General features: G+C 44.3%; 2 protein-coding genes. Both read left to right on the top strand.

What is annotated here, in order from left to right:
* Positions 1–45: 45 nt before the first annotated feature.
* Complete coding sequence (locus AC1RRX_RS06265) at positions 46–8754, top strand: type I polyketide synthase (protein ID WP_144463973.1); 8709 nt, start codon at positions 46–48, stop codon at positions 8752–8754.
* The gene (locus AC1RRX_RS06270; protein ID WP_144463972.1) at positions 8747–15751 is read left to right on the top strand and encodes an SDR family NAD(P)-dependent oxidoreductase; all 7005 of its coding nucleotides are present in this window, start codon (positions 8747–8749) and stop codon (positions 15749–15751) included. Before AC1RRX_RS06265 ends, AC1RRX_RS06270 begins: the two co-directional genes overlap by 8 nt.
* Positions 15752–15753: the final 2 nt, after the last annotated feature.

Here is a 15753-nt window from a genome sequence, read left to right on the forward strand (position 1 = left end):
TATCATTTTGCGGCAGTGCCATTTGTAAAGGGGATGAAGATTTTTATGAAAGAAGCCCGTCATATTAGAAAAAAAGTACTTTCTGACATAGAAAGCGGCATCATTTCTTTGGAAGAAGGAGTAAAGCGGATACAGCAGCTTGGTTCTCATTCCGCAGGGGGTAACGGACAGGCGATATATTATCAGACGGTCTGGCAGCGGACAGATCTCAGCATTCATGTAAAAGGCGGCCGACGTGAGGGCAGCCTTTTATTATTTGATAAAAATGAAGATGTGAGTAAAGAACTTGCTGCATTGCATGATACAAGGGTTATCTTGGTTAAGCCGGGGAAAGAGTTTCGAAAAATCGGGGACGGTGTATTTGAAATCGACCCCCGCTCTGAAAGAGATTACATAAACCTGTTAGGATGGCTTATAGAAGAAGAGAAGTCAGATATACGGGAAGCGGTGCATTTGTGGTCAGACATGCCGTTTGAAAAAACAGAGAGAGCGATTCGTGAACAATGCGACAGCGGAGTCTATTCTTTGTTTTTATTACAACAGGCGCTCTTCAAAAATAACTGCCGCAAACCGATCAAACTGTTATATGGATATTTTTCACATCTTTCTGGAGAACAGCCTCTTTACGCGGCGGCAAGCGGATTTTTGCGGACATTGCAGCTGGAAAATCCGTTAATCTCAGCAAAAAGCATTGAGATGGAGCAGTCAATAGCAGCCGTTCACGCAGCTGATATCATACGCAATGAGCTGAGTGATTTCCAGCCTTCAGATGTAGAGATTCGTTATAAAGACATGCAGCGTTATGTCAAACAGCTCAAAACGTATGAACCCGAAAAAAATTCCCGAAGCGGAGATGTGCCGCTGAGAGAAAATGGAGTATATATTATCGCAGGAGGCGCGGGCGGATTAGGATTTACCTTTGCAGAATATTTGGCTTTTCAAACAAAATGCTGCCTTGTTTTAACGGGGAGATCTCCGCTTTCAGATCATATAAGAAAACAGCTGAGACGATTAGAGGATGCCGGTTCGTCAGCTGTTTATGTTCAGGCTGATATTACCAATAAGGAAGAAGCCGAATATGTAGTCAAAACAGCCAAAACTTCTTATGGAAAAGTAAACGGGGTCATTCAGGGCGCGGGAATCATCCGTGACTCTTTCCTTCTTAACAAGTCACGAGAGGAATTCGATCAGGTAATCAGACCGAAAGTATTGGGTACGATGTGGCTGAATGATGCTGTTGAGAAAGAAAATCCTGACTTTTTCATTTGCTTCTCCTCTACTTCCGCAGTGTTGGGAAATGTCGGGCAATCTGATTACGCGTTCGGAAACAGTTATATGGATCATTTCATGAATATGCGTTCTGCCCGGAATTCTGATACGATTTCTCTCTCTCTGAACTGGCCGCTGTGGAAAGAAGTCGGCATGCAAGTGGATGAGCGCACGGTAGAGACAATGAAAAAGGCGGGTTTTTATCCTTTAGAAAAAGAGGAAGGTAAAGAAGCGTTTGCAGTCGCATTGTCCTCCGGTTTTTCGCAATTTACTGTATTTTACGGAGATGAGCAAATTGACAATCATGTTCAGCAATTATATGAACGAAAAGACAATATTCAGGCAGATGAAGGAACAGGGAGAAATATCGAATCATTTGATTCAGAGAAACTGAAAGCTGAAACATCTGATTTCATCATCAAAGTGATTGCTGCAGAATTCAGGATGCCTGCGGACAAAATAGATGCAGAAGAGGCATTGGAAAAATACGGACTTGATTCCGTTATGATTATCAATATGACGAATGAGCTTGAAAAACATTTCGGCGCGCTCTCAAAAACGCTGTTATTCGAATATCAGACTGCAGAAGAATTGTCACAGTATTTCGTTGAGGAGCACAGGGATACTCTTCTTCATAAACTCCGGTTAGGAGAAAACGGGAGCAGCACCCCATCTCAGAAGAAAAAAGATCATGAACAGACAGCCGAAGTTAACGGGAAACAGAAAATCCAGATGAAAAATCAGGTGCAGCAGGAGAAGTATCATGACAATGATATCGCGATTATCGGTATCAGCGGACGTTACCCGATGGCAAATGATCTTGATACTCTGTGGGAAAACTTATTGAACGGTAAAGACTGTATAACTGAGATACCTGAGGATCGGTGGGATTCGGGGCTGCACTATCAGCCCGCAGCGGGCGATGAAGTAAAAAACCAAAGCAAATGGGGGGGATTTATTGACGATGTGTATCATTTTGATCCGTTGTTCTTTAATATTTCTCCTGCCGAAGCTGAATTAATTGATCCGCAGGAGAGACTGTTTTTAGAGACGGTTTGGCACACCATAGAAGATGCGGGGTACGCAAAGAAAACGCTTGAACGAAAAAACGTCGGTGTTTTTGCAGGGGTTATGTACGGCCACTATCAGCTGTACAGCGTTGGTCACGAAGCGGCCGTTTCTTCCTCATATGCATCAATCGCCAACCGGGTATCGTACTTCTTTAATTTCAGCGGACCAAGTATTGCTTTGGACACGATGTGTTCCTCATCATTAACGGCTGTTCATTTTGCCTGTGAAAGTTTAATCAGGAATGAATGTGAAATTGCAATTGCAGGAGGCGTCAATTTATCCATTCATCCTCATAAATATGAACTCCTGACTCAAGGCGGATTTTTATCCAGTGATGGCCGGTGCAGAAGCTTCGGTTCCGGAGGAGACGGCTATGTGCCGGGAGAAGGGACAGGTGCCGTGCTGCTGAAACCTGTAAAAAAGGCTATTGCGGACGGTGATCAGATTTATTCAGTTATTAAGGCAACAGCCATCAACCACGGTGCTAAGACGAATGGATATACCGTGCCGAATCCCAAAGCTCAAAGTGAGGTCATTACGAGAGCCTTAAAAAAAGGATTTATTGATCCAAAAAGCATCAGCTATATAGAAGCTCACGGAACAGGCACCGCCTTAGGAGATCCGATTGAAATCACCGGGCTGACCAGAGCATTTTCAGATGCCGAACGCGATAAGAAAACATGCGCGATCGGATCGATTAAATCAAATATCGGACATCTTGAGGCTGCTGCAGGCATAGCGGGCATTACGAAAGTTATTCTTCAAATGAAACATAAAACGATTGTTCCGTCACTGACTCATTCTGCTGAATTGAATGAAAATATACCGTTTCAAAAAACACCTTTTTATGTACCGGACAGTGCCGAAAAATGGGAGTCATCCGTTCCCAGGCGTGCCGGAATCAGTTCTTTCGGGGCAGGAGGAGCTAATGCCCATGTTATTTTAGAAGAATTTGCGGATGAAGCTATCTCTCCTCTCGCGGCTGAAGAACCTGAACAGCTTTTATTTGTTTTTTCTGCAAAAAATGCCGACAGGCTGGCAGAATATGCAAAACGCGCAAAAGAACATATAGCAGCCAGAGATTATCCATTAGAAACACTTAGAAATACAGCATTTACTTTACAAACCGGCAGAGAAGAAATGCCGCACAGATTGGCTGTTATCGCCTCCACAAGAGATGAATTGCTTAAAAGACTGACAGACTATATTCTCGGAAACGCGACGGATCATATTTTTACAAGCGGCAAAGACACAACAGAAGCTCAAAGGATGAATAAAGTTGAAATTGAAGAAGCAGCCGCAAACAGGGATCTTGTGAAGATTGCTGAATACTGGGTTGGCGGTAACGGGATAGAGTGGCCGTCACTTTATAAAGATGCCACTCTGAGACGGGTATCAGCACCCGGATATCCATTTGCCAAAGAGCTGTGCAGAATAGATACGCAAAATATGGGAAGCCGCCGGATGAACGTAAATAACGATCTGCATCCTTACATTTCATGCAATATATCTGATTTTAAAGCACAGAAGTTTCTTATCAATGTAAGCGATACCGGTTTGTATATAAAAACAAAGTATCAAGACAAGGAAATGTTTCCGTTTCTCAGCCAGATTGAAATGGCGAGAGCTGCCGGAGCGATGGCTTCAGGGAATCCGATTATTAAATTAACAGAGCTCTCCTTTAGAGAACCGATGTTACAAAGCGGAAGCAATGAGCAGATCCGGATTGTATTAACCCCGGATAATCAGGGTGCATCGTATTCTATAGAAAAACAGAGCGACTCATCCATTTATTCCTCAGGGCGGCTCGAATTAGAAGGCGGGGCGTACGAGAACGGAAATATTCATCTTGAGCCGTTTCTGTCTCAGCGCGCAGACCGCATACCGCACGAAGCGTTTTATCAGCGGCTTGCCGAATTCGGATACAGCTGCAGTGACAGTCTGAAAGCGGCAGAGCAATGCGTCAGCAGGAACGGACAGGTACTTTTAAAGATAAAAGCAAAGGCCGGGCCGAAAGGGTGCATAATCAAACCGGAAGTTATTGAGAGCGTATATCAAGCCGTCATATACCTTGCGGGGGAAAATGCCGGAGAGCTTCCGGAAAACATTAAAGAATGTACGATTTTTGATCATGAGACTGAACCCGTTTATGTATATGCAAAACAAACTGGAGAAAGCGATTCGGCTTATGATGTGTATGTATTAGACAATGCCGGCGGGATTTTGATGGAACTGAGCGGGCTGGTTTTTGGCGAAAAGCCTAATAAAAATGTGCGTTTTTATGAGCATAAGTGGGATCAAAAAAACCCTCTGATTGAAATCAAAGATAGGGAGCCAAAAACAATTCTGGTCTTTGCAAAAGATGAAGCATTGGCTGGAGCTCTGAAAAATCAATCAGACAGCCGTGTCATTCTCGTCACGCCGGATCAGCGGCAGACCGATCAAAATCTGCTGACATTCTGTGTAAACCCGGAAGTGACGTCAGATTACATTCGTTTATTCGAAGAATTAGAGAAAAAGGGGTTTTCTCCTGATGTCATCTTGCACACGGGAGAAACATTTTACGCGGGTGACCGCCTTCTCAGCGGCCTGGAATCAATTTTTTATTTATTAAAAGCCCTGAGCGCCCGCAGTGACGCCTCTCTTTATCTTCATTCTCTGCTTCTTGTTCACTCTTTTAAAGAAGGCGTGAATGATCCGTATACGGGCGCTCTTGCAGGCTGTTTAAAAACGGCGAATATGTTGGTGCCATCCGCAGAGAATGTGAAGTCAATCGGTTTTTCAGAACGTATATCAATTGAAAAAATGGCTGAATTTTGTCTTAACGAAATGGTTTCAGGCATGGAACGGCAGGCGGAAGAAGTTAAATATATAAATGACAAGAGGTTTGTTAAGACATTAAAGGAGTATGTATTCAATCATACAGAGCACTCTCATCAGCTGAAACAGGAAGGGATTTACCTCATAACGGGCGGTTTGGGCGGTCTGGGCCTGATTTTCGCAAAATATTTGGCCTCTCAATATCAAGCAAAATTAGTATTGACGGGAAGGTCACCGTTAACTGCTGATAAACGCCATAACATTGACCGGCTGCAGGCGCTTGGAGGAGATGCGGTATATTATCAAGCTGATGCCGCAGATCAAAAGACGATGGGACGGGTCATAGAAGAAACGAAACGGACTTGGGGCTCCATTCAAGGCGTTATTCATTCAGCTGGTCATGCCGATGATCGGTTATTTACAGAGATGAATCTGGCTGATTTTTCAGATGGCATGACTGCTAAAATTGAAGGCACGGTATGTTTAGATGAATTAACGAAAGATGAGCCGCTTGATTTCTTTATCGTATTTTCTTCTATTTCTTCGGTCTTCGGAGATTTTGGACAGGTTAACTATGCGTTGGGCAATTATTTTCAAGATCAATATATAAATTGGAGATCCGAACAGAGCCGCCGGCAAGAGAGACAAGGCAAGAGCATTTCGATTAACTGGCCGTTGTGGCGTAAAGGCGGAATGCATTTAAACAAAGAAGCGGAAGAAGCATATCTTTCCGCATCCGGGTTTGATTATTTGGAAACGGAAGAAGGGATAGCGGCTTTTGAGACGATTTTGGCAAGTGACTGTCCGCAAATTTCGGTTGTTACCGGGGATGCCGAAACGACACCAGCAAGAAAAGATCTGCCGCATCAAAAAGTAAATACGCTTCCGGTTCGTCAAGAGGAAATTTCTTATACAGCACCGGCTTATACAGACAATGTCCTGGAAGAACTGAAGCAAATGGTATCGGAATTATTGAAAATTAACATTGAACAGCTGGATACGGCAGAGAATTTCGGCAATCTCGGCTTTGATTCTATCAGTTTGAAAACATTAGCTGTCCGACTGAATAAAAAATACAAACTTAAGCTGACACCTGCCGTTTTCTTTACTTACAGCCATATTAAGTCTCTTTCAGAATTTCTAAACAGTGAACTGCGTACTGTTGCAAAAGGGAATACAGATGCAGAAAAAAACATTTCTGAAAAAAGGAAAGTAGTGCACGCTGGGAAAACCACCGGGAAAACCGTGAAGCCGCCGCGAAGTTTTCCGTTTGAAAAAAAGACAGCAAGACAGGCTGACCATCATCCGGAGAAGCAGCCAGTTGCCATTATCGGGATGAGTTGTGTTTTTCCGGGAGCAAAAAATGCAGATGAGTTTTGGATCAATTTAATCAATGAAAAAGATTTGATTCAGGAAATTCCCCCGGATCGCTGGGATTGGAAAAAATACGCCGAAGGCAAAGGAAGCAGCGAAGTACATTCGAAATGGGGCGGCTTTATCACAGATGCCGATAAATTCGATGAGGCGTTTTTCAATATTAATCCGCGGGAAGCAGAACTCATGGATCCTCAGCACAGAATTTATTTGCAGGAGACCTGGAAAGCGATAGAAGATGCGGGTTACAAAGCTTCAAAGCTGTCTGGCAAAAATATCGGGGTGTTTACGGGCATTCAATTTAATGATTACCGCCAGCTGCTGATGAGGCATTCGGACGGGGCGCATGCGTTTGCGGGAACTGGAAACAGCCAGGCGCTCATCAGCAATCGTGTATCCCACTATTTTAATTTCAGAGGTCCGAGTGAGTCCATTGATACAGCCTGCTCAAGCAGTCTTGTAGCAATCCACAGAGCTGTGCGTTCGATTCAAAATGGTGAAAGTGAGCTGGCGGTAGCAGGCGGGGTTTCGCTGCTTTTAGATCCAGTCACGCATATGTATACTGATAAACTCGGTATTTTGTCTAGAGACGGCCGGTGTAAGACGTTTGATAAACTTGCCGACGGTTATGTCCGCGGTGAAGGTGCAGCTGTTCTGTTATTGAAACCATTGCAAGCGGCAATGAATGACAGAGACAATATTTACGGAGTTCTGAGAGGAACCGGAGAAAATCACGGAGGAAGATCTGCTTCATTGACCGCTCCGAACCCGGAAGCTCAGGCAGAACTGTTAACGTCTGTTTACAAAAATGCCGATATTCCTGTTGAAACGATATCTTACATTGAAGCACACGGAACCGGGACAGAACTGGGAGATCCGATTGAGATTGAAGGCTTGAAAAAAGCGTTTGGATCTTTTGAGCCGCATTCAGGAAAGAATCATGATCAATATTGCGGCATCGGTTCAGTAAAAACGAATATCGGTCATTTAGAGCCCGCCTCTGGAATGCCGGGGCTGATTAAAGTATTACTATCCATGAAGTATAAAACACTGCCTGCCACACTTCATGTCAAGGAACTGAACCCTTACATTCAATTAAGCGGAACACCGTTTCATATTGTCAATAAAACTATGAAGTGGGCCAGATTAATAGATCGAAAAGGAAATGAAATTCCGCGCCGTGCCGGAGTCAGTTCCTTTGGATTCGGCGGGGCAAATGCTCATGTCATCGTGGAAGAATTTGAATACGGCCAAGATAAAGCAGTAACTGGCGAGCGGGAACAAATCATTGTTCTATCGGCCAAAACAAAGGAAAGACTGATGGTTAAAGCCAAAGAGTTAACAACGTTTTTACATGAAGAACTATCAGTTCAATTCAGTCAGCAAGAGGTGCAGGAACGTGATTTGCAAGAGGCGGTTCGGGAAGCGGCAGCGGGTATCCTGCGTTTAGATACCGCAGATATAGATGCAAAGACACCTCTTTCGGAATTCGGATTTGATCCGTTGGCTTATTCCGAATTAATCTCTTTTATAAACCAAATGTACGGGACAGAAATATCACTTGACATATTTCAGGAATTAGAGACACTGAGCGAGCTGTGCCGCTATATCAGCAGCATCCGGAATCGATCAGCTGATAAACCGCATAACGGCAATTTTAGAGAAAAGTCCGGAATCGGTCTTGAAGAAATAGCATATACGCTGCAAACCGGAAGGGAACCATTTGAATGCCGCCTTGCGATCACTTGCTCGAATACCGGAGATCTTCTTGAAAAATTAAACGGTTACATCCAGGGGAGCAGGCTGCAAGGTGTTTATGAAGGAAATGTAACGGATTTTGATAGTCTGTACGCTCCTTTATTCGGCGGCCCCGAAGGTCATGCATATGTTCAATCACTGATTCAGCAAAACAAGCCGGCCAAACTGGCTCAGTTGTGGACGATCGGTTGTGAAATCAGCTGGGAAGACTTGTATGAGGAGGAACTCAAACCGGTTAAACTGTCTCTTCCTCTTTATCCTTTCAGCAAGAACAGACATTGGATTCATTTAAATAAAGATGAAGCGCAGAAGGCTGAGGCTTTATCGAACACTGAGCTTCACAACTCAAATAAAGATACAGCAGATGGAGAAATCATGTCGCTTCTTGAAAAAGCACAAACAGGTGAGATGAATACGAAAGAGACGTCAGAGCTGATAGAGGAGTTGCTTTTCCATGAATGAAAAAACGATGCAAATTGAGCAAATCGTGAAAAAGGTGAAAGAATGCAGCCTGACGCCTGAAGAAGGGCTGGAATTAATTAAGAGCTTGGGGAAAACCCATCTATATGAAATGGTATGGGATAGATATGAATTTAAAGGCAGTAAAAAATTCCCGCATACGAAAGAGCCAATTTTATTTTTTTGCGAAGACGACAGCATGTATACCGTAATGAAGAGACAGCTTGAAGGTTATGAGGCGCCTTTCATTTACGTGACTTCCGGCGAGCGTTTCGAAGATTGCCGGAACGGTCGTTTTACAATGAACTTTGCAAAAGATGAGGATTATGATGCGTTATGCGGGGTTCTGCGTTCTCAAAATATAAGACCCCGCCATATTATTCATTTTTTAGCTGCCGGGCTCTTCAAAAATACGGAAGATGCAATGAGAAAGCAGCTCAATAAAAGTCTGTATTCCTTGTTTCAAATGTTTCAGGCCTTCATGGCGAACAAACTTTGTCCGAAAGCAGAAATTTTGTATCTGTATGAAAATGCCGAGGGTGAGGTTCAGCCGATTTATAACGCGGTTGAAAGTTTTCTTAAGACCGTACAGGCCGAAAATCCGAATTTCACATGTAAGGCTGCAGAGCTGAAATCAATGTTTGACGAGCCGTTTACAAAGCAGCATATTGCAGATGTCATCTCTTTTGAATGGAACAATCAATGTAAGACGGACCACTTTACCTGCTATGAGCCGAGGCATTATTATAAAAGGCAGCTTCAAAAAGTAAAAAAAGAAGATGGGGAGAAACATAGTTTCAGTGTAAAAAAGAACGGTGTGTATTTAATTACGGGAGGAGCCGGCGGTCTCGGGTATCTGTTTGCTGAATATCTGGCGAAACAGGCAGAAGTCAAGCTGATATTAACCGGGCGTTCCCCGGCCTCCCGTGAAACGGCGCAAAAATTAAGCGCTCTTGAAAATCTCGGCGCTGAAGCCTTATATGTCCCGGCAGATATTTCAAAGGAAAAAGAGACGGACGCTTTGATTAAGCACATTAAGCAGACATTCGGAGAATTAAACGGAATTTTGCACAGTGCCGGACTTGTTAAGGATGCATTTATCATAAAAAAAACGAAAGAAAGCATAGAAGAAGTTATAGCGCCTAAAGTATTCGGAACCGTTTGGCTGGATAAAGCAGCTGAAGAAGAGCCTCTAGATTTCTTCGTTATGTTTTCATCCCTTTCGGCCGTTCTGCCTAATGCGGGTCAAAGCGACTACGCCTTCGCTAACGGATGTATGGACGGATTCACCCAGTATCGAAGCATTAAGGGACGTCCCGGGAAAACACTTTCTATTAATTGGCCGTTATGGGATGCGGGCAATATGACAGTCGGGCCGGGAGAGCTGCAGGCTTTAAGACATGCAGGGCTGGAACTTTTATCCGCCCAAGCAGGGCTTGCCGCTTTTCAGGACAGTATGAGCCGCTCTGCTTCTCAGCTGGCTGTTATCAGCGGAGACAAAGATAGAATAAGTGAATTACTCTCAACTGACCATAAAAAGATAGAGACTGTGCCTGAAAACAACAGTAATCTGCCGCAATTACATGAAAAAGATCTGAAAAAGCAAACGGTCCGTCTTTTGACAGAGATCGTCGGAGCGGAAACGGGAAGACCGGCGGACAGTATTTTACCCGAGGATACGTTTGACCGTTACGGAATTGATTCTCTAACGATTTTAGGTCTTAACTCCCGTCTGGAAAAATATTTTGGAAGAGTGTCTAAGACTCTTTTCTTTGAATACAGCAGTGTTGAAGAGCTGTCAGAGTATTTTCTTGAACACTATCAGCATGAGTTGCAGAAGGCATTTTTACCGGCAGCCGAACAGCGAATTGATCATTCGGCGCCGGCGAAACGGGAGAAGCTTTCCGTTTCCCGCACACCATCCGCACCTTCCGAGGAAGATATTGCGATTATCGGTATAGCCGGCCGCTACCCGATGGCGAAGGATGTGGAAGAGTTTTGGGAAAATATTTCTTCCGGAAAAGATTGTATAACGGAAATACCGAAAGAGCGCTGGGATTTTCGGAAATATTATCACACAGGTGACAATGCCCGTCATGACAGCAAATGGGGAGGTTTTATAAAAGACGCTGATAAATTCGATCCGCTGTTCTTCTCAATTTCGCCCCGTGATGCCGAGTTAATTGATCCTCAGGAACGGTTATTTTTAGAGACAGCATGGCACACGTTTGAAGATGCGGGTTACACAAAGAAAAAGTTGAAACGGCATAAGACAGGTGTATTTGTCGGTGTCACCTACAGCCACTATCAGTTATTTGCAGCCGGTGCTTCAGATGATGAGGAACGTCAGGCGCTCCTGTCTTCTTATTCGTCTATCGCAAACCGGGTATCATATTTCTTTGACCTGCACGGGCCCAGCCTTGCAATTGATACAATGTGTTCTTCTTCACTTTCTGCTGTTCATTTTGCATGTGAAAGTATAAAAAGGGGAGAATCCACCCTCGCCATAGCCGGAGGCGTGAATTTATCTTTACACCCGGATAAATATACTTTACTTTCCCAAAATCATTTTGTTTCAAGCGATGGGCGCTGCAGAAGCTTTGGAGCGGGAGGAGACGGATATGTGCCGGGAGAAGGAGTCGGGGCCGTTCTTTTGAAATCGCTTTCTGCCGCGAAGGCTGACGGGGACAGGATTTACGGTGTGATTAAGGGAACATCTGTAAATCACGGAGGAAAAACAAACGGATACACTGTGCCAAATCCGGGCGAGCAGGCAAACGTCATCAGTGAAACTCTTGATAAGGCGGGGATTGATGCAGACAGCATAAGTTATATTGAAGCGCATGGCACCGGGACATCTTTGGGAGACCCGATTGAAATTTCAGGTTTAACCAAAGCTTTGCACAGCTCGAAAAGCGATTATCGTTGTGCAATTGGTTCGGTTAAGTCAAATATCGGACACCTAGAAGCTGCGGCGGGAATTGCTTCTATTACAAAAGTGCTGATGCAAATGAAGTATAAACAGCTTGCTCCTTCCCTTCATTCCGATAACTTAAATCCTAATATTGATTTTGAGGAAACACCGTTTTACGTGCAGTCTGAATTGACCGATTGGGAGACGCCGCAAAATCAAGCCAGAACGTCAGGCATCAGTTCGTTCGGCGCTGGAGGATCTAATGCCCACATTATCATCGAAGAGTATAAGAATGAAGAAAAGATGGAAACGGTACAGAGCAACAAGACGCAAATTATTCTGCTTTCTGCCAAAAATGAAGAACGGCTCAGACTCTTGATTGATGCATATATAAAAGGACTGGAGCCAAAAACGTCACTAGCCGATGCCGCGTACACCTCGCAGACCGGGAGAAACGCTATGGAAGAGCGGCTCGCTGTTGAGGCTAGCAGCATTGACGACCTTCGCAATAAGCTGACGATGTATTTGCGGTCAGATCATAAGTTAAACGGTTTATATAGGGGAAAGGCCCGCCGAGACGCTGGTCAAAAGGATGCCCTGTCAGCCGCCCGCTTTAAAAGTGCAAGAGAAATGGCCATTCACTGGGTGAACGGAGGAGACGTTCAATGGGAAGAGATGTACACTGCGGAATTACCGAAGCTTATCTCTCTTCCCGCATATCCTTTTGAACGGAACAGATATTGGGTGCCTGCCGCAAAAGCAGCACAGAAACAGAAAAAAACAGGTGTACCGCAAAGTTTGCCCCATGCACCGACTGACTTATCATTTGATGTATTAAAAAAAGCGTGGAAAAAACAAAAGGCTGCGCCTTCCGCTTTTACGAAAGGACAGGTGATGATCCTGGCTAATAGTGAAAGTGAGCGGCTTGCATTCGAATTGTTTGATTCAGATCCTCTGATTGAATCCGCTGTCATTTGCGCAGATAACTGGGATCATTCGGATGGAGAAGCCAAAAAAACGGCCCTAGCAGTCATAGAAGAAAATCCGGAAATCATCGGCATGATTGACCTGTCAGATTTGCGGAGTGATCAAAACGGGGCACGCACCGGCACAATCGGGAAGCTGACACTGCTGCAGGAAATCATAAAGACACGTAAACAGCTTTTCGTTTTACATGTGACCAGAGGGCTGCAGACATTTCTGAATGACAAGCCGTCGTTAGCCGGAGCCGAAACAGCCGGACTATATAAAATGCTGAGTGCGGAGTATCAAAAGATAAAATCAAAAACAATAGATGTAGACGGTCATGTCGGGACTGCGGCGGAATTGAGACAGGTAATCACAGATGAAGCTTGCGCTGACGGGCTGTATAGTGAAATCTGCTACCGGAACGGTGAACGTTATATTCCATACGTCGAGAAATTACATGCAGCGGAAATAAACCGGAAACTATCCGGTCTGCCAGTATGCCGTACGGATCAAACCCTGGTTATTACAGGGGGAACAAGAGGGATCGGAGCAGAACTTGCCAGACATTATGCCGGCAAGGGAGTCAAAAAACTTGTGTTGATGGGAGTTACCGACCTTCCGGAATCTGATAAAATAGCCGGCATGTTAAAAGACACCGATGAAAAGTCACCTCTTTATTCGAAATTACAACTGCTGCATGAGTTGGATCAAAAGGGAGTTCAAGTGGAAGTGTATTCCGGACCGCTCACGGAAAAAGAAAAATTACAACGCTTCTTTTCAGAGGTGAGACTGAAGTTCGGCAAAATCGGCGGGGTGATTCATTGCGCTGGTGCAGCCAATCATTCGAATCCGGCTTTTATTCATAAATCTGATCAAGAAATAAGAGAAGTATTTGAGCCAAAGGTGCAGGGGATGCAGGTACTTCATGACATTTTTATTGATGACAAACTTGATTTCTTCATTTTGTTTTCATCTGTTGCGAGCGCCTTTCCTTTATTAGGCGCCGGAACAAGTGACTATGCCGCAGCGAACGCTTTTATGGATTACTTTGCGGCGTATCAGCATGCAGCCGGCAGAACGTATTATCAATCAATTAACTGGCCGAGCTGGAAGGACATTGGGATGGGCGAGGTGACCAGTCCATCATATCAGGCACTTGGTTTACTTTCACACTCAACAGAAACAGGTATTGCCATGCTGGATGAAATGATGACGATAAACGGATACCCCTGCCTTATACCGGCAAAGACACATCCGGAGAAATTCAAGCTGGAGCAGCTGCTTCAGACAAGAATTCAAGCTGCTAAAAATAACCCGGATGCTGAAGAAAAAGAGATCTCTGGTCAGGGAGACAATGAAGCTATGATCAGGAAGTTAATGGAGATTTTTTCCGCGGAGCTGAAAATACCTTATGAGAATTTAGATCAGGATACGTCTTTTGCGGATTACGGAGTTGATTCAATCTTACTGGTTCAGCTTGTCAAAAAAGCGGAAGATGCATTTCAAATAAAAATTGAACCATCAGCTTTTCTGGAGTATCCGAGTTTTTCACAACTGGGCGTCTATTTAAACGAATTATTTGCAAGTGAGGGAATCAGTCCTCAAATTGATTCAGAAAACATTGAGGTTCGGAAAAAAGAGCAACATATAAATCAAAATGCTTCCGAAGTACGGGACAGCGGATCTCAAATACAACAAACCAGTCTGAACCAAATCGCTATTATCGGAATGGGCTGTGAGTTTCCGGATGCTCCGGACACAGAAACGTTCTGGACAAACTTGAAGAAAGGACAAAATAGTGTCCGCGAAGTCCCGGCGTCGCGATGGGATATTTCTTCATACTACTCTGACACCTATGAAAAGGGAAAAAGTATCAGTAAGTGGGGCGGATTTCTTCAAGATATTGAGTCTTTCGATCCCGCGTTTTTTAATATGAACAAAAGTGAGGCATCAGAGCTTGATCCGTTAATCAAAAAATGCCTTGAGGTCAGCGTCCAGACTTTGAGAGACGGCGGCTATACAAAAGAAGAAGTATCAAACAAAGAAGTCGGCGTCTTCATCGGTTCGCGGACCGGGACGTTTATGTCCAAAATAGGTTCCCCTTCAAAAAATACGATCGTGGGTATAGGACAAAATTTCATAGGCGCGCATATCTCACACTTTTTTAATCTGAAAGGACCGAATCTGGTTGTAGACACGGCTTGTTCTTCTTCATTGGTCAGCGTCCATCTCGCTTGTCAAAGCCTGATGTCAAAAGAGTCAGATATGGCGATTGCGGGCGGAGTTGACATTTTGCTGGATCAAAAGCCTTACGTCATGCTGAGTGAGGCTCGGGCGCTTTCACCTGAAGGAAAATGTCATACATTTGATGAGAAGGCAGATGGATTTGTACCGGGAGAGGGATGCGGCGCAGTCCTTTTGAAAAGACTTGATGACGCCCTTGCCGAAGGTGACAGAATTTACGCGGTAATTGACTCATCCGCGGTTAATAATGACGGACAGACAATGGGAATGACAACACCTAATCCGAAAGCGCAAAGCGCAGTGATAAAAAAAGCCCTGAAAAAAGGCGGAATTGATGCAGATACTCTCAGTTATGTCGAGACGCATGGCACCGGTACGATGATAGGAGATCCGATTGAATTAAAAGCGCTGACAGAAGTGTTCCGGGAGGTTACGGAAGAAAGGCAATTTTGCGGAGTAGGCAGCGTAAAAACGAATTTCGGACATTTAATGAGCGCAGCGGGGATAGCGAGTATTATAAAGGTTGCCTTATCCATAAAAAATCAGATGCTCCCGCCGACATTACATTGTAAAACGCCAAATCCGCGTTTTAAATTTGATCAGTCGCCATTCTTTCCGAACACGTCTTTAAAAGAATGGCGTCCCAGAAAAGGGGTTTTGAGAGCCGGAATCAGTTCTTTTGGATTCGGGGGCACGAACGCACATATGATATTGAGCGACAGCCATCTCACATTAGGATATGGAGAGACAAAAAGACACCCGCTTTCTCCGGTTATATTCAATAAGGAACAATGCTGGATCGACAATGGAGAAACTCCAGAAAAGGAAGAGTCAGAATTGCTGATTCCTTTACTTGATTTCAAAGAATTATAAAG

This window comes from Bacillus sp. GW821-FHT11D08, assembly GCF_058808515.1.

Bases quoted from the DNA above. Each gene is read 5' to 3' on its own strand.
- AC1RRX_RS06265 (WP_144463973.1), top strand. From the start codon at position 46: ATGAAAGAAGCCCGTCATATTAGAAAAAAAGTACTTTCTGACATAGAA.
- AC1RRX_RS06270 (WP_144463972.1), top strand. From the start codon at position 8,747: ATGAATGAAAAAACGATGCAAATTGAGCAAATCGTGAAAAAGGTGAAA.